Annotated in this window: 21 protein-coding genes; 12 read left to right on the top strand and 9 right to left on the bottom strand. The window is 72.2% G+C overall.

The genetic code is table 11. The features are described 5' to 3' along the window. Nucleotides 1–5: 5 nt before the first annotated feature. From B7K22_RS01380 to B7K22_RS01350, 8 genes are all read left to right on the top strand, one after another. Nucleotides 6–1,121 (top strand): uroporphyrinogen-III synthase, encoded by a 1,116-nt coding sequence (locus B7K22_RS01380; RefSeq protein WP_255372161.1) that lies wholly within the window; start codon nucleotides 6–8, stop codon nucleotides 1,119–1,121. Next, nucleotides 1,118–1,807: a sirohydrochlorin chelatase gene (locus tag B7K22_RS01375; RefSeq protein ID WP_084038007.1), complete on the top strand. Its 690-nt coding sequence runs from the start codon at nucleotides 1,118–1,120 to the stop codon at nucleotides 1,805–1,807. The genes B7K22_RS01380 and B7K22_RS01375 overlap by 4 nt, the downstream gene beginning before the upstream one ends. After that, on the top strand, nucleotides 1,797–2,558 hold the full coding sequence (locus B7K22_RS01370; protein ID WP_159448713.1) for a HesA/MoeB/ThiF family protein: 762 nt from the start codon (nucleotides 1,797–1,799) through the stop codon (nucleotides 2,556–2,558). Before B7K22_RS01375 ends, B7K22_RS01370 begins: the two co-directional genes overlap by 11 nt. Next, on the top strand, nucleotides 2,551–3,741 hold the full coding sequence (glp, locus tag B7K22_RS01365) for a gephyrin-like molybdotransferase Glp (protein WP_084038005.1): 1,191 nt from the start codon (nucleotides 2,551–2,553) through the stop codon (nucleotides 3,739–3,741). Before B7K22_RS01370 ends, glp begins: the two co-directional genes overlap by 8 nt. Beyond that, nucleotides 3,738–4,214: a cyclic pyranopterin monophosphate synthase MoaC gene (moaC, locus tag B7K22_RS01360; RefSeq protein WP_084039621.1), complete on the top strand. Its 477-nt coding sequence runs from the start codon at nucleotides 3,738–3,740 to the stop codon at nucleotides 4,212–4,214. Before glp ends, moaC begins: the two co-directional genes overlap by 4 nt. Further along, nucleotides 4,211–4,774: a molybdenum cofactor guanylyltransferase gene (locus B7K22_RS12175; RefSeq protein WP_200807340.1), complete on the top strand. Its 564-nt coding sequence runs from the start codon at nucleotides 4,211–4,213 to the stop codon at nucleotides 4,772–4,774. Before moaC ends, B7K22_RS12175 begins: the two co-directional genes overlap by 4 nt. Before the next feature lie 72 nt (nucleotides 4,775–4,846). Then, a complete protein-coding gene (locus tag B7K22_RS12170; RefSeq protein WP_200807339.1) occupies nucleotides 4,847–5,098 on the top strand; it encodes a DUF6457 domain-containing protein in 252 nt (83 codons plus the stop codon). Then, entirely contained in the window at nucleotides 5,098–5,331 is a 234-nt protein-coding gene (locus B7K22_RS01350; protein ID WP_084038004.1) for a MoaD/ThiS family protein, read from the top strand. Before B7K22_RS12170 ends, B7K22_RS01350 begins: the two co-directional genes overlap by 1 nt. Nucleotides 5,332–5,355: 24 nt before the next feature. On the opposite strand, the gene B7K22_RS01345 is transcribed toward B7K22_RS01350, so the two are convergent. The 8 genes from B7K22_RS01345 to B7K22_RS01310 form a co-directional block, all read right to left on the bottom strand. Continuing rightward, entirely contained in the window at nucleotides 5,356–6,342 is a 987-nt protein-coding gene (locus B7K22_RS01345) for a sulfate/molybdate ABC transporter ATP-binding protein (protein ID WP_234983257.1), read from the bottom strand. A 35-nt stretch (nucleotides 6,343–6,377) separates the two neighbouring features. Continuing rightward, nucleotides 6,378–7,151, bottom strand: a complete 774-nt coding sequence (locus B7K22_RS01340) for an ABC transporter permease (protein WP_234983256.1) — start codon at nucleotides 7,149–7,151, stop codon at nucleotides 6,378–6,380. Nucleotides 7,152–7,171: 20 nt separating this feature from the next. After that, nucleotides 7,172–7,918, bottom strand: a complete 747-nt coding sequence (gene modA / locus B7K22_RS01335; protein WP_084038001.1) for a molybdate ABC transporter substrate-binding protein — start codon at nucleotides 7,916–7,918, stop codon at nucleotides 7,172–7,174. Then, the gene (locus B7K22_RS01330; RefSeq protein WP_084038000.1) at nucleotides 7,915–8,352 is read right to left on the bottom strand and encodes a molybdopterin-binding protein; all 438 of its coding nucleotides are present in this window, start codon (nucleotides 8,350–8,352) and stop codon (nucleotides 7,915–7,917) included. The genes modA and B7K22_RS01330 overlap by 4 nt, the downstream gene beginning before the upstream one ends. Before the next feature lie 39 nt (nucleotides 8,353–8,391). Beyond that, complete coding sequence (gene moaA, locus B7K22_RS01325; protein ID WP_084039618.1) at nucleotides 8,392–9,402, bottom strand: GTP 3',8-cyclase MoaA; 1,011 nt, start codon at nucleotides 9,400–9,402, stop codon at nucleotides 8,392–8,394. After that, the gene (locus B7K22_RS01320; protein ID WP_084037999.1) at nucleotides 9,399–9,827 is read right to left on the bottom strand and encodes a molybdenum cofactor biosynthesis protein MoaE; all 429 of its coding nucleotides are present in this window, start codon (nucleotides 9,825–9,827) and stop codon (nucleotides 9,399–9,401) included. Before B7K22_RS01320 ends, moaA begins: the two co-directional genes overlap by 4 nt. Then, nucleotides 9,824–10,321: a molybdenum cofactor biosynthesis protein B gene (locus B7K22_RS01315; protein ID WP_371327638.1), complete on the bottom strand. Its 498-nt coding sequence runs from the start codon at nucleotides 10,319–10,321 to the stop codon at nucleotides 9,824–9,826. Before B7K22_RS01315 ends, B7K22_RS01320 begins: the two co-directional genes overlap by 4 nt. A gap of 109 nt (nucleotides 10,322–10,430) precedes the next feature. Further along, nucleotides 10,431–10,937 carry a PH domain-containing protein gene (locus B7K22_RS01310; RefSeq protein ID WP_084037998.1) on the bottom strand — a complete coding sequence of 169 codons (507 nt, stop codon included), beginning with the start codon at nucleotides 10,935–10,937 and terminating at the stop codon, nucleotides 10,431–10,433. Between the two features lie 110 nt (nucleotides 10,938–11,047). Here B7K22_RS01310 and B7K22_RS01305 point away from each other — a divergent pair, with 110 nt between their 5' ends. From B7K22_RS01305 to B7K22_RS01290, 4 genes are read left to right on the top strand one after another with little or no spacing between them, the layout of a single operon-like run. Further along, complete coding sequence (locus tag B7K22_RS01305) at nucleotides 11,048–12,673, top strand: circularly permuted type 2 ATP-grasp protein (protein ID WP_084037997.1); 1,626 nt, start codon at nucleotides 11,048–11,050, stop codon at nucleotides 12,671–12,673. After that, nucleotides 12,667–13,590, top strand: coding sequence for an alpha-E domain-containing protein (locus B7K22_RS01300; RefSeq protein WP_084037996.1), 924 nt, complete (start codon nucleotides 12,667–12,669; stop codon nucleotides 13,588–13,590). The genes B7K22_RS01305 and B7K22_RS01300 overlap by 7 nt, the downstream gene beginning before the upstream one ends. Next, nucleotides 13,587–14,423: a transglutaminase family protein gene (locus tag B7K22_RS01295; protein ID WP_084037995.1), complete on the top strand. Its 837-nt coding sequence runs from the start codon at nucleotides 13,587–13,589 to the stop codon at nucleotides 14,421–14,423. Before B7K22_RS01300 ends, B7K22_RS01295 begins: the two co-directional genes overlap by 4 nt. A 36-nt stretch (nucleotides 14,424–14,459) precedes the next feature. Continuing rightward, nucleotides 14,460–17,852 (top strand): glycosyltransferase, encoded by a 3,393-nt coding sequence (locus B7K22_RS01290; protein ID WP_144276188.1) that lies wholly within the window; start codon nucleotides 14,460–14,462, stop codon nucleotides 17,850–17,852. Between the two features lie 25 nt (nucleotides 17,853–17,877). Here the strand turns inward: B7K22_RS01290 and B7K22_RS01285 are convergent, their stop codons facing one another. Beyond that, a complete protein-coding gene (locus B7K22_RS01285; RefSeq protein ID WP_084037993.1) occupies nucleotides 17,878–19,635 on the bottom strand; it encodes an S-layer homology domain-containing protein in 1,758 nt (585 codons plus the stop codon). Nucleotides 19,636–19,773: the final 138 nt, after the last annotated feature.

The following is a 19,773-nucleotide window of genomic DNA, read 5'->3' as shown; positions in this document are numbered from 1 at the left end:
CGAACGTGAGCCATGTGGGGGAGCCGCTGGCGGGCTGCGTGATGGTGATCACAGCCGACCGCCGCAAGCGCGAGCTCGCGTCAGCGCTCGAGCGGCGCGGGGCCGAGGTGCGCTTCGCTCCCGCACTGTCGACGGTGCCGCACCTGGATGACGAGCAGCTGATCGCGGACACGCGCGCGCTGATCGCGCACCCGCCCGACATCGTGGTGGCCACCACCGGGATCGGGTTCCGCGGCTGGGTCGAGGCAGCGGATGCCGCAGGCCTCGCGGACGAACTGCTCGCGGCGATGCGCGGAGCGCGGCTCATCGCGCGCGGTCCCAAGGCGCGCGGAGCGATCCAGCAGAACGGCTTGGAGGCGGACTGGGTGGCCGAGTCGGAGACAGCCGCGGAGCTGCGCGACTACCTGCTCGCGGAAGGCGTCGAGGGCCTGCGGATCGCGGTCCAGCACCACGGCAACGGCTCCGATGGCCTCGACGAGGCGTTCATGGACGCCGGTGCGTTCGTCCAGAGCCTGGTGATCTACGGATGGGGTCCCCCGATCGACCCCGCGCCGCATCGCGAGTGGATCGACAGGACGGCGTGCGGCGAGGTCGACGCCGTGCTGTTCACGTCGGCTCCCGGCGCCGAGGCGTGGATCGACGGAGTGAGCGAGGCCGGGCTGCTCGATGCGGTGCGGCGCCGCGCCGCCTCGGGAGAGCTCATGCTGGCGTCGGTGGGTCCCGTCACGGCCGGACCGCTGCTCACGGCGGACCTGCGCACATCGTGGCCGGACAGGTGGCGGCTCGGCGCCCTGGTGCGCGAGCTCGTGAAGCACTACAGCGAGAACCACACCGGCATCCAGACCACGGACGGGCCGCTGGTGATGCGCGCATCGGCCGCCGTGCTCGACGGCAGGGTCCTTCCGCTGACCCCTACGGGGCTGGAGATCCTCCGCGCTCTCGCCAAGGCCGGCGGCAATGTCCTGACCAGGGAGCAGCTGAGCGAGCTGCTCCCCGGTGCGCAGGCGGGACCGCACGCGGTCGAGGCGGCCATCAACAGGCTGCGCGAGAACTCGGGATCCCGCACGCTCGTGCGGACGGTCGTCAAGCGCGGCTACGCGCTCGCGGTGAGCGTGTCATGAGCGCGATCCTCGTCGGCTGCGCGCACGGCACCAGGAGCCCCGAGGGTCAGGCGACCATCCGCGCGCTGCTCCAGCAGGTGCGCGAGGTCATGGACATCGAGGTGCGCGAGGCGTACGTCGACGTGCAGGAGCCCACGATCGACGAGATCGTCGACGGCGTGCCGGTGGGGGACGGCGGGCCGGCGGCCGTCGTGGTGCCCCTGCTTCTCGCGGGCGGCTACCACGTGCACGTCGACATCGCGCGCGCGGTCAAGGACCGCGTGGACATTCCTTCGGCACCTGCGCTCGGTCCGGATCCGCGCCTGATCGACATCGTCCTCGAGCGCGTGACTGAGGCGGGAGTCCCGAGCGACGCGACGCTGATCCTGGCCGCCGCCGGGTCGTCGGATCCCCGCTCGCAGGCGGACACCGACAAGGCGGCCGACTTCCTGCGGTCGCAGTGGGGCGGCCCCGTCCGCGTCGGCTTCGCTGCCGGACCCAAGCCGTCCGTCGCGGACGCGGTGGCAGAGGCCCGCGCGAACGGCGAGGATGGGGTGGTGGCCGTCGCCTCCTACCTTCTCGCCCCCGGGCTGTTCCAGAAGCGCCTGCATGAGGCCGGGGCTGACTTCGTGACCGCTCCGCTGGCGCCCCACCCCACCCTTCTCGAGATCGTCTCGGACCGCTTCCATGACGCCCTTGCCCTCTGACCCAGAACGCTCGCGAGAGCCCCACGCCCGGGGGCTCGACCCGTTCGTGCGACAGCGTGCCCTCACGGGCTTCGGCGCGCGCGGTCAGCAGGCGCTCGCGGAGGCCTCCGTCGCGCTCGTCGGCGTGGGTGGTCTGGGATGTCCTGCAGCGCAGTACCTCGCCGCCGCAGGCGTCGGTCGCCTGACGCTGATCGACTCCGACCACGTCTCCGTCACGAATCTCCACCGTCAGATCCTCTTCGGGCCCGACGCCGTGGGCCGGCCCAAGGTCCACGCCGCCGTGCGCGCGCTCCGGCTCATCGCCCCCGGAGTCGACGTCCGTCCCGTGCTGGCGCGGGTCGACGCCGCCAACGCCACGCAGCTGCTCGCGGGGCACGACGTCATCATCGACGGCACCGACACCTTCGTCGCGAGGCACGTCATCGCCGATGCGGCCGAGCACTTGGGGATCCCTGTCGCCTGGGGTGCGGTGAGCGGCTGGCACGGCCAGGTGACGGTGTTCGCCGGCGAGGCGCGGATGCGGGACCTGTTTCCTGCCGAGCCGGGACCCGAGCTCGACACGTGCGAGGGCGGCGCGGTGCTGGGGACACTCTGCGGGCAGGTAGGCGCCGCGATGGCGACCGAGGCGCTCAAGATCGCCTCGGGCACCGGCAGCGCTCTCGCGGGGACGCTCGCCGTCGTGGACGCGCGGTCCGGTCGCTGGAGGGAGATCGCGCTCGCGCCAGCATCGGCGAGGGCCGCCCGTGCGTGAGCTGGACGACCATGCGGCGCATGCCCTGACCCTGGTGTCGCCGCTCGCTCCCGTCACGGTGCCGATCAGCGCTGCCCTGGGAGCGCTCGTGGCCGATGACTGCCTCGCCCGCACCGCGAGCCCTCCCTTCGACAACTCGGCGATGGACGGCTACGCCCTGCGCGCGGCGGACGTCGCGGGCGCGTCCGAGGGCGCGCCGGTGACGCTCCCGGTCGCGGGGGAGACCGCGGCGGGGGCGGCGCACGGCCGCGTGCCGCCGGGGACGGCATGGCGCATCATGACCGGCGCACCGCTGCCCGCTGGCGCCGATGCGGTGGTGCAGGTCGAGGCGACCGATGGCGGCGTGGACGCGGTGGCGGTCAGGAGCCCGGTCGAGGCCGGCCGCCACGTCCGGCTCGCGGGTGAGGACTGCCGCGAGGGCGACCTGGTGGTTCCCGCCGGAGCCCGCCTTACGGCGGTGCGGCTCGCGGCCCTCGCCGCCGCGGGCGTGGCCGAGGTGTCCGTCGCGCCTCGTCCGCGCGTCGCCGTGCTCGCGACGGGGGATGAGCTGGTCGCGCCCGGCGAGGCGCTGGGACCAGGGCAGATCCACGACTCGAACGCCACCCTGCTCGCCGGCCTGGTGGCCGAGGCCGGAGCCGATGCGGTCGTGCTCGAGCGGGTGCGCGACGAGCCTTCCGCGCTGCTCGCGCGGCTCGACGACGTCCACGTCGATCTGATCGTCACGACGGGCGGCGTCTCGGTGGGTGCGTACGACGTCGTGAAGGCGGCGCTGGCTGACAGGGGCGTGGACTTCGTGACCGTGGCGATGCAGCCGGGAAAGCCCCAGGGGCTCGGCTCCGTGGACGGCACGCCCATCGCGTGCCTGCCCGGCAACCCGGTGAGCGTGCTCGTGAGCTTCGCGACCATCGTGGCGCCCATGATTCGCCGGTTGCGGGGTGTCGACCGCGGCTCGCCGGCACAGGCGTCGGTGGTCGCCGAGGGCTGGCGCACGCCGCCTGGACGTCGTCAGTTCATGCCCGTGCGATTCGTGAGCGGCGGCGAGGTCGCGCCCGCCACGGCCGGCGGCTCGGGCTCGCACCTGGTCGCGAGCCTCGCCGTGGCCGACGCTCTCGCCGACATCCCGGCCGCTGTCTCCGAGGTGGTGGCTGGCGATACCGTGAGGATCGTGAGGTGGAGCCCATGAGCGAGTTCACGCATCTGAACGAGGCTGGCCATGCGCGGATGGTGGACGTCACGCGGAAGGAGCCGACGGTGCGCGCCGCCGCGGCCGAGGCCCTCGTGGCATGCGCCCCGCCCGTGGTCGCCGCGCTGCGCGACGGCTCCGTGCCCAAGGGCGATGTGCTGGCGGTCGCGCGAGTGGCCGGCATCGCCGCAGCCAAGCGCACGCCCGACCTGTTGCCGCTCGCGCACGTCATCGGCGTGCATGGCGTCGCCGTCGACGCCGTCGTCGAGGACGATGGCGTGCGGATCACCGTGAGGGTCTCGACGGCTGACCGCACGGGTGTCGAGATGGAGGCCCTCACCGCGGCGTCCATCGCCGCTCTCAACGTGGTCGACATGGTGAAGGGGCTGGACAAGTCCACCGAGATTCGTCACGTGCGGCTGCTGTCGAAGGAGGGCGGCAAGTCCGGCACCTGGACACGGCCAGCGCCATGAGCGCCTACGACGCGATCATCCTCAGCGGCGGCCGCGCGGAGCGCCTGGGCGGCGTCGACAAGGGCGGGATCGACGTGGGCGGGCGCACGCTCCTGTCGCACGCTCTGGCAGCGGCCTCGGATGCGCGCGCCGTCGCCGTGGTTGGGCCGCCAGTCGAGCGTTTCGGAGTGATCTCGACCAGGGAGGAGCCGCCGGGGGGCGGACCCGTCGCCGGCATCGCCGCTGGCCTCACCGCCCTCGCCGGCGGCGTCAACCTGGTGCTGGTGCTCGCCGTCGACACTCCTCGGGGCGCGGCGGCGATCCCCGACCTGCTCGGAGCCGTGGAGACCGCGGAGGCGGCGGTCGCCGTCGACGAGAACGGCCGCGACCAGCCCCTGCTCGCGGTGTATCGCCGCTCGGCGCTCGAGTCCGCGATCGCGCGCCTGAGCTCGCCCGATGGCGCCTCGATGCGGGTGCTGCTCAGGCGGCTGCGGATCGCGCGGGTCAGCACCGCGCCCGGCGTCACCCTCGACGCCGACACCTGGGATGATGTTCGTGCGCTGCGCGACACGTGGGACTGAGGGCGCCGGGCCTCGGGATGCACGTCACGCGCCGAGCGACGACGATGGACGGAAGCTGGAACGGGAGGCGAGATGAGTGACACCACGCAGCTGGAGGCCTGGGTCGAGGCGCTCGCGGGGGAGCTGGGCATCGACACGGCAGAGGTCGACGTCGAGGCGCTGCTCGACATCGCGCGCGATGCCGCCCACTCGCTCGTGAGGCCCGCGGCTCCGATCACGACCTTCCTGGTGGGCTACGCGGTCGCGCAGGGCTCCAGCCTCGAGGACGTGAGCGACTCGGTGCGCGAGCTCGCGCGGCGGTGGGTCGAGGAGATGCCCGGCTGATGGCGACCGTGCGCCTGTTCGCGGCCGCCGCGGAGGCGGCCGGCACGGAGCAGACCACCGTGGAGGCGGGCACCGTCGGTGACCTGCGCGCGCTGCTCGGGGCGCTCCACGGGCCCGAGCTCGAGCGGGTGCTGCGGCAGTGCGCCGTGGTGGTCGGCGGTCGGCGAGTGAGCGACGACCACCCGATCGGCGATGACGTCGTGGACGTCCTGCCGCCCTTCGCGGGCGGCTGACCGTCCCGGCCTCGCACTCGGCGCTCAGGCCGAGTACGCGGTCAGCCCTTCCGGCACGATGAACACCACGGTGTCGCCCACGGTCACGTCGAGCGCCGCGACGTCGACGTCGGCGGCCAGGACCGCGCCGCGAACGCGGACCGCATCGCCGCGGCCCTCGATGCCGACCACCACGTCTGTGACGGAGCGAGGATCCCCTGGTGACGCCCCGAGCGTCACGCCGATCGGCGTGACCGCGACGGCCGCTGGCGCGCCGTGCGCGAGCGCCGAGGCGTCCGCCGGAATGCGTGCCCCCTCGTGTGTCACGACGGCGTCGCCATCGGCAGCCCCGCGCACCAGCACGCGCCCGGCCATGGCGGCGGCAAACGGGGTGCGCGGCGTGGAGAGCACGGCGTCGACGCTGCCGGACTCCGCGACCGTCCCGGCGTCGAGCACGCTCACGCGGTCGGCGAGCAGGCGCGCGTCGAGGGGGTCATGCGTGGTGAGCACCGTGGTGACGTCGCGTGTCTCCCGTGCGATGAGCGCGCGCAGCTCGGCCGCGGCCTCGACATCCACGCCGGCGAATGGCTCGTCGAGCAGCAGCACCCTCGGCCTCGAGGCGAGGGCCCGGACGATGGCGACCCGCCTCGCCTGACCGCCCGAGAGCTCCCGCGCGGGCCTGTCAGCGACATCGGCGAGCCCCGCACGCGCCAGCCATGAACGTGACTGGGCCCGCGCATCGGCCTTTCCCCAGCCGCGCGAGCGAAGACCGAAGGCCACGTTGTCGAGCACGGTGAGTGCAGGGAAGAGGTCGTCGCCCTGCGTGACCAGGGCCACCCTCCGCCGGCGCGGGTGCGTCCACGTCGCGCGGCGCGCATCGAGGTCATGCAGCACCTCGGCGCCGAGCCGCACGCTGCCGCCCGCCGGCCGCACGGTCCCGGCGATGGCGGCCAGCACGGTCGACTTTCCCGATCCATTCGGACCCAGGACCGCGAGCGTCGAGCCGTCCTCCACCCCGAGGCGTGCGTCCACCCCGCGCGACCCCATCGTGACCCGCGCCTCGAGGCTCACCGTCCGGCTCCGTCCGTCGGGCGCGCGGCGAGCGGTCGGTACGCGAGTGCGACCACGGTGACGGCGACGGCGACCAGGAGCACCGCCAGCGCCACGGCGGCGTCCGCGTCCGTCTCGCGCTGGAGGTAGATCTCGAGCGGCAGGGTGCGCGTGACCCCCGGCATCGAGCCGGCGAAGGTCAGCGTCGCGCCGAACTCCCCGAGGGCGCGGGCGAACGCAAGCACCGTGCCCGTGATGAGCGCCGGGCGCAGCGCGGGAACGGTGATCTGCCAGAGGGTGCGCGTACGAGAACCGCCCAATGTCCCCGCGAGGGCCTCGTGGTGCCCCGCACGGGCGCCGAGGGCGGACTCCGTGGCGAGCACCATGAACGGCATCGCCACGAAGGTCTGCGCGAGAACCACGGCGGCCGTGGTGAACGCGAGCGAGATGCCTGCATCCTCGAGCGCCTCGCCCACGAGTCCGCGCCGGCCGAACGCGTAGAGCAGGGCGAGGCCGCCGACGACAGGGGGGAGCACGAGGGGGGCGAGGATCAGCGCGCGGACGGCGGGCTTGAGGCGCGAACGCCAGGTCGCGAGAGCGTAGCCGAGCGGGAGCCCGAGCAGCAGGCACAGGCCCGTCGACATCGCGGCTGTCGCGAGGCTCAAGGTCAGCGCGCCGATGGCCGCGGGCGTCGTCAGCAGCTCCGGCGCGCGAGACCAGTCCAGCCGCGCGACGGTCGCGGCGATGGGCAGCACCACCACCGCCGCCGCGATCATTGCGAGCGGGCCCATCCATCGCGGCATCGTCCCGGTCATGGCGCTCCGAACCCCGCGCGCTCGAGCACCGCGCGCCCGTCAGCGCTCAGCACGAGTTCCACGAACGACGGGCCGAGGTCGGGGGAGTGGCCGCCTGCCATCGCGGCGATCGGGTAGGCGCTCACGACCTCTGCGGCGCCGGCGAGGGGGACCTCCTGCACACCGCTGGACGGCTGCGCCTCGGTCACGTAGACCACCCCAGCGTCGGCCTGGCCGGACGCCACCTTGCCGACCACGTCGGTCACCGAGTTCTCCTGTGAGGAAGGGGCGAGCTCGACGCCGATCAGGGACGCGAGGTCGAGCGTCGCGGCGCCGCACGGCACCTGCGGCGCGCACACCACCGAGGCGACGTCCTCGCGCGCGAGGTCGTCCAGACCGCTGAGGCCCAGGGGGTTGCCGGGCTCGACGATCATGGTCAGGGTGTTGGTCGCGAACACCTGCGGGCTCGTCGCGATCTCCGTGCGCACCGCGTCCATCTGCGCCTCGTTCGCGGACGCGAAGACGTCTGCTGGCGCACCTTCGAGGATGGTGGCGGCCAGCTCGGACGATCCGCCATGGACCATCACGACGTCGACGCCGGGATGGGCGGCCTCGTAGGTCTGCTCGAGCTCCCCGAACACGTGGGTGAGGGATGCCGCTGCGTAGACCGTGAGCTGGCGATCGCCGTCCGCCGTCGCGCTCGAGCACCCTGGCAGGAGCAGCAGCGCCGTCGTCACACCGAGAAGCGCCGATGGGCGGCTCACGTGCGCTCCGTGCGTTTCGTGGGTTCCGTGCGTTCCGTGGGTTCCGTGCGTTCGACGATCACGGTGGTCGCCTTCACGATGGCGGTGGCCACCGTGCCGGGCTCCAGGCCGAGCTCGCGCGCGGCCTCGGTGCTCATGAGGGAGACCACGCGGTTCGGGCCGCACTGCAGCTCGACCTGGCTCATCACGGCGTCGGACGTCACCGCCGTGACGATGCCGACGAACTGATTGCGCGCTGACCGGGCCACGCCGCTCGCGTCGTGCGCGAGGCGCGACCGCTCGCGCGCGAGCCGCGCGACGTCCTGACCGGCGACGAGCGCGCGGCCCGCGGCGTCCCTGGCAGTGGCGATCCCCTCGGCCTCGATCCAGCGGCGGAGGGTGTCATCGGACACGCCGGCGAGGGCGGCTGCCTCAGAGATGCGCAGATGCGGCATGACGCTCACTCTAGCGCCGCACCTGCGGCGAAAGTACGGTCAGCCTCCGATGGCGCTCATGGGACGGTCGGGCTGCAGGAAGCTCGGGTCGTCGATGTCATGACCCGGCCGCTTGAGGCGCAGGCAGGCGGCCACCGCGTCGGCGAGCTGCTCGTCGCTCGCGGCGTCGCGCATGAGCCCTCGCAGGTCGGACTCCTCGCGGGCGAACAGGCACGCGCGCAGCTGGCCGTCGGCCGTGAGGCGCACGCGGTCGCACGTGCCGCAGAACGGCGCGGTGACCGACGCGATGACGCCCACGGAGGCCGCGGTGCCCGCGATGTCCCATACCTGTGCGGGGGCCGCGCCGCGATCGCCGCGCTCGACCAGGGTCCACCGCTCGCGCAGCGCCGCGAGGATCTCCGCGCCGGTGACCATCTCCTTGCGGTCCCAGGTGTGCCCGGCATCGAGGGGCATCTGCTCGATGAAGCGCATCTGGTAGCCGTGGTCCACGCAGAACTGGGTGAGGTCCACGATCTCGTCATCGTTGACGCCCCGCATCGCGACGGCGTTGATCTTGATCGGGGTCATGCCGGAAGCCTCGGCGGCGGCGATCCCCGCGAGCGTCTCGGTGAGCTTGTCGCGGCGGGTGAGCTCGTGGAAGCGGTCGCGGCGCAGCGTGTCGAGGGAGATGTTGACGCGGGCCAGTCCGGCGTCATGCAGCTGGTCGGCGAGCGCCGGCAGCCGCAGGGCATTCGTGGTGAGCGACAGCTCCGGCCTTCCGCCGGGGCCCTCGAGCTGCGCGAGCCTGGCGACCACGTCCACGACGTCCGCGCGCAGCAGCGGCTCGCCGCCAGTGAGCCTGATCTCGTCGATGCCCATCGCGACCGCGACGCGCGCGATGCGCACGATCTCGTCCGTCGACAGCATGGTGTCGCGTTGGAGCCACGGCACGCCCTCGGCCGGCATGCAGTAGGTGCAGCGCAGCGAGCAGCGGTCCGTGAGCGAGATGCGCAGGTCGCGGTGGACGCGACCGAACCGGTCCGCGAGGCCGGGATGGCGCACGGCGGTCATGAGATGCCCACCCATGTGTGCGTGCCATCGCCCAGGATCTCGCGCTTCCAGATCGGCACCTCGGCCTTGACACGCTCGACCAGGTCCCGGCACACCGCGAACGCCTCGCCGCGGTGCGCGCTCGCGACGGCGACGACGATGGCGGCGTCGCCCACGGCCAGCAGGCCCACGCGATGCGTGACGGCGACCGTCACCTCCGCGGCCGATGCGGCGGTCACCTCGGTCGCGATGCGTGCGAGGGCGGCGGTGGCGTCGGGGTGGGCCGAGTAGTCGAGGTGCGTGACCTCGCCCTCGACCGAGGGGTCGTGGTCCCTCACCTGACCGAAGAAGGTGACCACCGCGCCATCGCCCGACCCCGAGACCGCGGCGACGTGCGTGTCCAGGCCGATGGGCGCATCGGCTATCCGGGCGAAGGCGACGGTCATGGGTGGTCGCCCCCTTCGAGCTGATCGAGAGCGTGGGGGAGGAGCGTCAGCAGCGATGCGACGCCTGCTCGTGCAGCGCGCTCGGACCCGGGCAGGTTGACGATGATCGCGCGGTGCGGGGACGCGGTGATGCCGGCGCGGCCGCGGCTCAGGGCGGCCATGGGCGTGGTCGCGGCGCCCTCCCGACGGAGCAGCTCCGCGACGCCAGGGAGGTCGACCGCGATGAACGGCGCGGTGGCCTCGGGAGTGACGTCGCGCGGGCTCACGCCCGTGCCCCCCGTCGTGATCGCGAGCGTGGCGCCGCTCGCCAGCGCTGCGTCGAGAGCCTCGCGCACCGAGCGGATCCCGTCCGGCACGATCGAGGTCACGACCACCGCGCCCTCCCGCTCGAGCGCCTGCGAGATCGCCGGACCCGCGGTGTCCTTCGCCGCGCCTGCTGCCCGGCGGTCGGACACCGTGATCACGGCACACGTGACATCTCCGAGCAGTCCCACGGTCCCTCCTTCCGGGCGCACGCCGCGGTGGTGAAAGGCCAGTGTAGGAAGGAACACGTTTCAGCGGTGTTGCGCGGCGCGCTCGCGCCGGCGTTCGACGGCGTGAGGGTCAGCGACCGTCGTCGCTGAGCTCGTCGTAGAGCTCGTGGTAGAGCATCTGGTGGACCTTCTCGACCTCGGGAATGTTGTCGAACTCGAGCGGGTCGTCGGAGGCTGACTCGATGATCAGCGTCCCGGTGCGGAACATGCGGTCGATCACACCGTGACGGAACTGCACCGAGGCGATCCGGGCCACGGGGATGTCGATGCCGGTGCGGGTGAAGACGCCTGTCCGGAACAGGAGCCGGCGCGAGGTGATGACGAAGTGCGTGGTCGCCCACCGGATCAACGGGGCGACGACCAGCCATCCCAGCAGCGCGAGCGCGGCCACGGCGATGGCGGCGGTCGCGACCGTTGCCCCGAGCCCGCTCAGGCTCGAGGCCCACATCAGGCCGAGGACGGACGCGACCGCGATCACGGCGAGCCATGCACCAGCGCCGATCAGCACCTTCCAGTGCTGGCGACGGTGCAGCAGCAGCCTCTCATGCGGGGACAGCAGGTCCTCGGGGTATCCCATGGCCAGACTCTAGCGCCACGACCGCGCATCGCGCCCGGCTCGAGCAGGAGATGGCGGTGGCGACACGCGAACGAAACGCATCCGCAAAGAACCCCCGTTAACGTGGGGCCATGGCATCGACGGATGATCCGACTCCTTGGACCGGGTACACGCCTGTCGCCGCGTGGGACGAGGCGATGGACGTCGAGGGCAGCGTGCGCGACCCGTACGCGCGGGTGTACGCGGAGATCGACAGGATGTCGGGAGACGACCTGTACTCGCGGGCCGAGGCGCTCGCGAACACGTACCTCGCCCAGGGCGTGACCTTCGACCATGCGGGTGAGGAGAGGCCGTTCCCGCTCGACATCGTGCCGCGCGTGATCGGCTCGGACGAATGGGACATCATCTCGCCCGGGGTCTCGCAGCGCGTGCAGGCGCTCGAGGCCTTCCTGGCGGACGTGTACGGCTCCCAGCACTGCGTCCAGGACGGCGTGGTGCCGCGCCGGCTCATCGCCACGTCGCAGTACTTCTACCGCTCCGTCGCAGGCGTGGAGCCTGCGAACGGCGTGCGCGTGCACGTGTCCGGCATCGACCTCGTGCGCGACCAGCACGGCATCTGGCGGGTGCTCGAGGACAACGTCCGCGTGCCCTCTGGAGTGAGCTACGTCCTGTCGAACCGGCGCGCGATGTCGCAGATGTTCCCCGAGATGTTCGGCGCGATGGGGATCCGTCCCGTGCTCGAGTACTCGCGCCGCCTGCGCGCCTCGCTGGCCAGGTGCGCGCCCGAGGGGGTCGACGACCCCACGATCGTGGTGCTCACGCCCGGCGTCTACAACTCCGCCTACTACGAGCACTCCCTGCTCGCGCGCACCATGGGCGTCGAGCTCGTCGAGGGCCGCGACCTCGAGACCGTCAACGGCCGCGTCTACATGCGCACCACCGCCGGACGCCGACGCGTGGACGTCATCTACCGACGCGTCGACGACGACTACCTCGACCCCGTGGTCTTCCGGCCCGACAGCTCGCTCGGAGCGCCCGGGTTGATCAACGCCGCGCGGCTGGGCAACGTGACGATCGCCAACGCCGTGGGCAACGGCGTCGCGGACGACAAGCTCATGTACACGTATATGCCGGACCTCATCAGGTACTACCTGAACGAGGAGCCGATCCTGCCGAACGTCGACACCTGGCGACTGGAGGAGGCCGATGCGCGGGAGGAGGTGCTCGACCGGCTCGACGAGCTCGTGGTGAAGCCCGTCGACGGCGCTGGCGGCAAGGGCGTCACCATCGGACCGAAGGCCTCCCGCGAGGAGCTCGACCAGGTCAAGGCGCAGATCACGTCCGATCCGCGCGGCTGGATCGCGCAGCCGGTCATCCAGCTGTCGACGGTCCCCACGCTCACGGACGAGGGCCTCGAGCCGCGCCACGTGGACCTGCGGCCGTTCGCCATCAACGACGGCGACGACGTATGGGTGCTGCCCGGCGGACTGACGCGCGTCGCGCTCCAGCGAGGCCAGCTGATCGTCAACTCCTCGCAGGGCGGCGGCTCCAAGGACACCTGGGTGCTGGGCGGCGTGCGCCACCGCGCGTCGAGCCAGCCGCCGCCCGAGGCGCGTGTCGAGTTCGGCGGGCTGGCCTCCGTGCCGCAGACCGCCCACCCTGAGGACTACGTGGCGGGCCAGCAGCAGCAACAGCAGCAACAGCAGCAACAGCAGCAACAGCAGCAAGACCTGGCTGGCGAGGAGGCGTCATGCTGAGCCGCATCGCCGAGTCGCTGTTCTGGATCGGCCGCTACGTCGAGCGCGCGGACAACACCGCGCGGCTGCTCGACGTTCACCTCAACGTGCTGCTCGAGGACCCGTGGGTCGACGAGCCGAGCGCGAACGCCTCCCTGCTGTCCGTCATGAGCTGTCCGCTCGACGGCCCGGTGTCGCGCGGCGACGTGCTGCGCCAGCTCGCGTTCGAGGAGGACTCGGCGACGTCGATCGCCGGCACCCTGGCGGCGGCGCGCGAGAACGCCAGGCGCGCGCGCGAGGTGATCTCGACCGAGGTGTGGGAGTCGCTCAACACCACTCGCATGGACCTGCGCCGGTGGAGCCGCGCGTCGCGGCCCCACGAGTACTTCGTGTGGGTTCGTGAGCGCGCGGCCGTGGTGTGGGGACTGTCGAGCGCGACCACGTCGCGGGACGACGCGTGGCACTTCATGGAGCTGGGGCGATCGCTCGAGCGAGCGGACATGATCGCTCGCCTGCTGATGACCCGCAGCCTCGAGGGAACGACGGGACCCAACTGGACCACGCTGCTGCGCACGTGCTCAGCGCACGAGGCGTACCTGCGCACGGTCAGGGCGCTGGTCACCGAGGAGCGCGCCGCAGAGTTCCTGCTCATCGACAGGCTCTTCCCGCGCTCCATCGCCTACAACCTCGACCGCGCCGAGTCGATCCTCAGCCAGATCGAGGGCTCCGAGTCCAACCGCGCGCTCGCGGGCCGCGCCCGTCTCGCGCTCGGGCGAGCGCGGACCAACCTCGAGTACAGCCCCGTGAGGGACATCCTCGACGACCTCGTCACGCAGATGCACGAGGTGCAGCGGGCCTGCGCGACCGCGTCCGACATGATTCGTGACCGCTACTTCTTGCCGTCCGCGACCATCACGTGGAACCAGGAGGCGCTATGACCACGCTGAGGATCGAGCACCGGTCGCATTTTCGGTACGACACGGAGGTGGTGTCGTCCTACAACGAGGCGCGGCTGCTGCCGGCATGGCTGCCGCGACAGCGGGTGCTCGACTCACGCGTCGACGTGAGCCCTATGACGTGGTCGACCACGTACCGGGATTACTGGGAGTGCGACGTGATGGCCTTCGAGGTGCTGCAGCCGCATCGCTCGCTCACCGTCACCGGCTCCTCCCTGGTGGAGATCCTTCCGCAGCCGGCCCGCGCGGAGCGCGCGTCCTGGGACACGCTGGGTGGCCCCAAGTTCCAGGACCTGCTGTGCGAGTACCTCGACAACTCGGCCATGACAGAGCCCCCGGCGGAACTGGAGGAGTACGCCCGTGAGGCCGCCGCGAAGCTGTCGCCCGACGCCACGGCACGCGCGCTGTGCGAGCACCTCCATGACCAGATGAGGTACGTGCCAGGAGCCACCACCGTGCACACCATCGCTCGCGAGGCCTGGGACGCGCGCTCCGGCGTATGCCAGGACTTCGCCCAGCTTGCTGCGGGAACCCTGCGCCGCATCGGCATCCCCGCGAGATACGTGTCGGGCTATCTCCACCCCAAGCGCGACGCGGCCATGGGCGAGACCGTCCAGGGAGAGTCGCACGCATGGGTCGAGTGGTGGACGGGGGAGTGGACGGGCTTCGACCCCACCAATGACCGGGAGGTGGGAGACCACCACGTCATCGTGGGTCGTGCGCGCGAGTACTCCGACATCCCACCGCTGTCCGGCGTGGTCGCCGGCGCGACCGAGCACCTCGACGTCACCGTGTCCGTCACTCAGGTGTCCTGAGGGTCCCGAACCCGCCACTCGGGGTAGCCTGCTCGCGTGCCCAGCCCAGATCTCGCCGTCGTCGTCACCACCCATCGTGAGGGCCGCCTCATGGTCCCCACGATGCGGGGGCTCGAACGCGCCATCGCGCACGCGGCGAGCGCGGGAGTGTCGACGCACGTCATGGTGGTGCGGGACCGCGCCGATCGGGAGACCGTCGACGAGGTCGATCGGCTCGTGGGATTCGGGACGGTGGGCTCCGCCGTCGAGGTGACGGTCCTCGACGTCGACCACGGTGACCTCGGCCTCGCGCGCAACGCGGGCATCGCGGCCACGACGGCTCCGCTGGTCTGCGTCCTGGACGCGGATAACCTGCCGTCCGCCAACTGGCTGCTGCAGGCTGCCCATGCGCTCCAGGGCGCCGCCGAGCCGAGCATCGTGCATCCTCAGCGCCTCGTGACGTTCGGAGACCGTCTCGACGTGTGCCCGTACGAGCCCAGCGACGCCGCTGGCTTCCGTCCAGGCGTGCTGGGCTGGTTCAACCCGTGGGACGCCTTCTGCATGGCTCACCGAGCCGTGTTCGAGGCTCACCCCTACCGCGAGCTGCGCCCCGGGTCGGGCTTCGGGCCGGAGGACTGGGCGTGGAACTGTGACACCGTGGGGGCGGGCATCCCGCACCTGGTCGTCGCGGAGACCACGCTCTACTACCACGCCAAGGGTCACGGCTCGCTCGCGGCGGCTCACCGGGGGTCGCTGCTCCCTCGGAACGCGGTGGCAAGCGATCAGGACGTGGCGCGTGACGAGCTCGCATTCCTCTCAGCTCCTGATGCCCCGGAGGACCCGGCGCCGCGCTCCTCTGCCGCGCGTCGCGCCGCTGGTCGCGTGGTGAGGGCGGGACGAGCGGCCGCTGGCGAGCTGCTCGCACGCGGCCGTGGCGACGAGGCGCCCCCGGCGCCCGACATTCCCTGGCCGTTCCGTGACGACACCCCGGAGATGGTGGACGACTGGTGGGAGGCCCAACGGCTTCAGACCTTGCTGCATGCGCCCGTTCCCGACAACCTCGCGCGCTACCAGGTCTGGGGTGATGCCTGGGACTCGATCAACGTGCCCGACCGCCGGGCGTTCTGGACGCTCATCGCGACGCTGCCGCAGGACCTCGACATGCTGTTCATCGCCCCATGGGTGATGACCGGAGGCGCGGACACCGTGCTGCTGGAGCACGTTCGGGCGGTGCGCCGCCTGCGCCCAGACGCGGCCATCGGCCTCGTCACCACCGAGCCGGTGACGTCGAACCGTCTCGCCGACGTGCCCGACGGCGTCACCGTCGTCGACCTCGGCGCCTTCGCCCTGTGGCCGGAGTTCGCGGCGGCGGTGCTCGCCAAGGCGTGCGTGCAGCTGCGCCCGCAGACCATCCACATCGTGAACTCCGTGGCCGGGTGGGACATGGTCGAGCGGTTCGGCGCGGCCGTGGGCGCGCACAGCACCCTCTTCGCATCCACCTTCGTGGTCGACGTGCTCGCCGACGGTGCGACGTGGTCGTTCCTCCACAACCGTTCGCGGGACACGCTCGGTCGGTTCGCCCGCATCCTCACGGACAACCACGCCTTCGTCGACCGCGTGGTCGAGGAGCAGGGCGTGCCACGCGAGCTGTTCGCCGTGTCGCTGGTCGCTCCAGGGGATCTCATCACGCGGCCCGAGCGGCCGAGCCCCGGGCCGCTGCGCCTGCTGTGGGTGGGCAGGTTCGACCGGCAGAAGCGGCTCGATCGGCTCGCCGACGTGTGCGAGGCACTCGTCAACGACGGTCAGGACGTCGAGGTCACGGTGATCGGCGAGCCGCTCATCGATCGCGGCGATGAGTGGCGCGTGCACCTGGACCGAGTGCTCAGCGCCGGCGGTCGGCGAGGCGCGGCGTACGTGGGCGGCCTCGCGCAGGCCCGGATCGAGCAGTACGACGCCCTTCTCATGACGTCGGACTGGGAGGGCGTGCCGAGCGTGCTGCTCGAGGCGCTCGCCGCCGGGCTGCCGGTGGTCGCACCCACCGTGGGCGACATCGGCACCGTCCTGAGCTCCGATACCGGATACCCCGTCGACCCCGAGGGCGGCGTCGCCGCCTACGTCGAGGCGATCCGCGAGCTCGGCGCCGACGACGTCCAGGCGCGCGAGCGCGCCGGGCGGGCGCGTGCCCTGGTGGACGCCGAGCACTCGCGCGACGCACTCGATCGCAGGCTCGCCCGTCTCACCGGCTACCTCCCGCGCCGCGGCGGGGACCGTCTCCCCCCGCTGCGGTTCTGGGCCACCCCCGACACGGCGCGCGCCCTCGAGGAGCAGGGCGCCGACGTGCTGGTGTACACGGGCTCCGCAGGCTTCTCGAACTTCGGGGACGTCCTGCAGAACAAGAACGTGCTCGCGTACTGGGATGGCCGCGAGGGGCGGACGACCACGCTCCTGATGCCACTGCACGCCGCGCACCCGGGGGGGAGGGCCGAGCGGCTGGCGCAGTGGTACCCGGCGGACCGCATCGTGTTCTTCTCTGAGGACGCCGTCCTCGCACGGGGCGCGGGACTGGTCGAGGTGGACCCGCCCTCCGATGGCAGTCTGGTGCATGTGGTCGGCGGCGGGTACCTCAACGGACTGTGGGGCCACCTGCACTTCCCGGTCATCGACGCGGTCGCGACGTGGGCCCAGGCGCCGGTCCTGTTCTCCGGCCTGCAGGTCGACCGCGCCGCAATGCCGGGCTTCGAGCGGATCGCCAGGCACCACCGCATCGTGTGCCTCGGCCTGCGCGACCACGCCTCGTTCGACCTTGCTCGCGACGCGCTGCCGGACCTTCCCGTCACCTTCACGTTCGACGACCTCACCGAGGTCCTGCAGGACTGGGCGCGAGCCGCCGTCGACCGCCCTCGAGCCCCGGGACCCATGCGCGTGGCGATCCACATGAACACGTCTGACTACGCGGGCGGCGACGGGGCGCTCGATCACTGGCGCGGCGTGCTCGCCACCGTGCACGAGGCGCACCCCGGCGCCGAGCTGCTGGTGCTGCACGCCTACGCCGACGGGCGCACGCAGGTGCGCGACGCGCTCGACACCGTGTGCGCGCTGGCGGAGGACATGCCCTTCTCGAGCTTCGGAGTGGTCGACATCGCGAAGGCCTCTCTGGAGTATCGCTCCGGCGACGGCCTGCCACCCGCCCTGGAGCCGTTGCTCGACGTGGACATGGTGCTGTCCTCGTCGTATCACACGGCGCTGCTGGGCGCGTTCCTCCGCAAGCCGGCATACCTCATGGGGGTGTCCTCCTACTTCCAGCAGAAGGCGCAGCTGTTCCGCCTGCCCGCGCTCGCGGAGTTCCTCGACCGTCCGCAGGACTCCATCCTCGACATCCCCGAGGAGGTCGAGGCACGCTCCGCGTGGCTGCGACAGCTCGGGACTCTGCCGGAGGCTCTGGAGGACTGAGCGCCGGGCGCCGGAGACGCCCGAGTCAGCCCGTGTACTCGAAGTGCCATGCCTCCGGCTTGCTGCCCGAGGGGCGCGCCCACGTCGGCAGGACCCAGTTGTAACCCGTGAGGCTGTCGCGCAGCCACAGGTAGGCCGCTCCTTGGTAGCCGCCGGGGAGGGAGGCACCCGCGATGTCGATCGCCGCCGCCCACCCATGGTTGGACGTCCCTGGCGTGGCGGCGAGGTTGCCGTACAGCTCCTTCGCTCGCACCTGCCCCGCGTAGTCGCGGTAGGAGTCGTTGACCGGAATGTTGATCCCGTAGCGGGCACGGAAGGCTCGGTTGAGGCGCTCGAGATCGTCGGCGGCCTGGCACAGCAGGCGCTCGGCCCGGTCCCAGGACAGCGGGCACAGGTCTGCGAGCGGAATGCGACCGTTGTCGTACAGGCGCCTGACCGAGGTCACGGCCGTCCCGTTGCGGCCGGACAGGTAGTAGCCGGAGGCCCACAGCCTGGTGCCGCTGAAGCTGAGCTCGATCCAGCCGGTGGGTGAGACCACGCCGGTCGGGATGACGGCGGCGCCACGGGACAGCTGGCGCGACACCGGGAACGAGGTGGACGGGCCGGTGCGGATGTTGAGGGTGTCCGCGCCGTAGACGTACAGCGTCGCGTGGCGCACGAGCGCACCGCTCGACGGGCCGGCGCCAAAGCCGATCTGCGCGTCGCTCATGCGGAACAGGAATGCGGCCATCGCGTCGCGAGTGATGGGTGCGCGGGGTCGGAACTCGTGCCCGTCGTTCGCGTCCCAGCCGAGGGCGATCCCCGTGGACTCCAGCCACACGATCGCCTCGTAGAACGCGGACCCGGTGCTGACGTCGGCGAAGGGAGAGGTGGCGGGCGTCTTGACGGCGGGCGAGCCGGCCCACCGATGCAGGAACGCCGCCATCGCCTCGCGGGTGATGGGCGCCAGGGGGCGGTACTCGCGCCCGCCGTCGACACGCCATCCGGTGGCGATGCCGTGATCCTCGAGCCACGCGATCTCGTCGTAGAACTCGCTGCTGCGCGCGGTCACATCGGTGAAGGGCGACACGCGTGGTCCGGTGAAGGCGAAGGAGCCGACGAAGCGGAACAGGAATGCCGCCATCGCGTCACGCGTGACGGCCTGGCCCGGGCGGTACTCGCGCGCCCCGCTCGCTGTGGTCCATCCGTTGGTGATGCCCTGGGTGGCCAACCACGCGATCTCGGCGGCGAACTCCGAGTGCTCGGGGCTGTCAGGGTTCGCGGAGACGTCTTCGAACGAGGGCGTGACGATCGCACGAGCCGATGCCCCCGTCGCCAGGGCCGCCGTCGGTGCAGGGCCCTCAGGGTCGGCAGGGGCGGACGGCGCGCGCTCGGCGGTGGGCGGCGCGGATGCGGTCTGGCTGGGCTGGGCGGAGGGCGAGGGGGAGGGCCGCGGGGGAGCCGCGGCGTCGGGATCGCCGCCGGGTTCCACCTCGGGCGTTGGCGAGGGGACCGGGGCCGGCCGCTCGGAGGGCGCGGTGCTGGGCTGGGTGGACGGCGTGGGCGAGGCCGACGGCGCGGGCGCCGCTGTGGGCGCCGCATCCTCGCGCTCGTCAGCGGTCGGGTTCGGGGAGGCGCTCGGCGGCGCGCTCGCGGTCGGAGCCGGTGAGCCATCGGCCTCGTCGGCCAGGGCGGGAGCCGCCGTCAGCGTCATGGTCGCGACGAAGGCGCCAACGGCTGCGGCTCGCCACGCCAGACCCTTGCCTGGGTGCCTCGGGAGCAGCGTGCTCTCCGGTCCTGCCATGCGCTTCCTCCTGGGATGCGGGCGCTGATCGATCCCGCCCGATGTTCATCGACACGATCGCCGACGGACGTGATCGGAGAACATGGCCTGTGACACATCTCACGGCGGCGGGTTGCGCCGGCGGTGGCCGGGCGGGCG

Source organism: Demequina sp. NBRC 110053 (assembly GCF_002090095.1).
In the GTDB taxonomy this organism is placed as follows: Bacteria; Actinomycetota; Actinomycetes; order Actinomycetales; family Demequinaceae; genus Demequina.
Note: the sequence above shows the minus strand (reverse complement) of the source record. Positions and strands in the feature narration are given on the sequence as shown.

Bases quoted from the DNA above. Each gene is read 5' to 3' on its own strand.
- B7K22_RS01320 (WP_084037999.1), bottom strand. From the start codon at position 9,827: ATGACCGTCGCCTTCGCCCGGATAGCCGATGCGCCCATCGGCCTGGAC.
- B7K22_RS12170 (WP_200807339.1), top strand. From the start codon at position 4,847: ATGAGTGACACCACGCAGCTGGAGGCCTGGGTCGAGGCGCTCGCGGGG.
- B7K22_RS01340 (WP_234983256.1), bottom strand. From the start codon at position 7,151: ATGGGCCCGCTCGCAATGATCGCGGCGGCGGTGGTGGTGCTGCCCATC.
- B7K22_RS01330 (WP_084038000.1), bottom strand. From the start codon at position 8,352: ATGCCGCATCTGCGCATCTCTGAGGCAGCCGCCCTCGCCGGCGTGTCC.
- B7K22_RS12175 (WP_200807340.1), top strand. From the start codon at position 4,211: ATGAGCGCCTACGACGCGATCATCCTCAGCGGCGGCCGCGCGGAGCGC.
- B7K22_RS01300 (WP_084037996.1), top strand. From the start codon at position 12,667: ATGCTGAGCCGCATCGCCGAGTCGCTGTTCTGGATCGGCCGCTACGTC.
- B7K22_RS01295 (WP_084037995.1), top strand. From the start codon at position 13,587: ATGACCACGCTGAGGATCGAGCACCGGTCGCATTTTCGGTACGACACG.
- moaC (WP_084039621.1), top strand. From the start codon at position 3,738: ATGAGCGAGTTCACGCATCTGAACGAGGCTGGCCATGCGCGGATGGTG.
- moaA (WP_084039618.1), bottom strand. From the start codon at position 9,402: ATGACCGCCGTGCGCCATCCCGGCCTCGCGGACCGGTTCGGTCGCGTC.
- B7K22_RS01375 (WP_084038007.1), top strand. From the start codon at position 1,118: ATGAGCGCGATCCTCGTCGGCTGCGCGCACGGCACCAGGAGCCCCGAG.
- B7K22_RS01285 (WP_084037993.1), bottom strand. From the start codon at position 19,635: ATGGCAGGACCGGAGAGCACGCTGCTCCCGAGGCACCCAGGCAAGGGT.
- B7K22_RS01305 (WP_084037997.1), top strand. From the start codon at position 11,048: ATGGCATCGACGGATGATCCGACTCCTTGGACCGGGTACACGCCTGTC.
- B7K22_RS01350 (WP_084038004.1), top strand. From the start codon at position 5,098: ATGGCGACCGTGCGCCTGTTCGCGGCCGCCGCGGAGGCGGCCGGCACG.
- B7K22_RS01310 (WP_084037998.1), bottom strand. From the start codon at position 10,937: ATGGGATACCCCGAGGACCTGCTGTCCCCGCATGAGAGGCTGCTGCTG.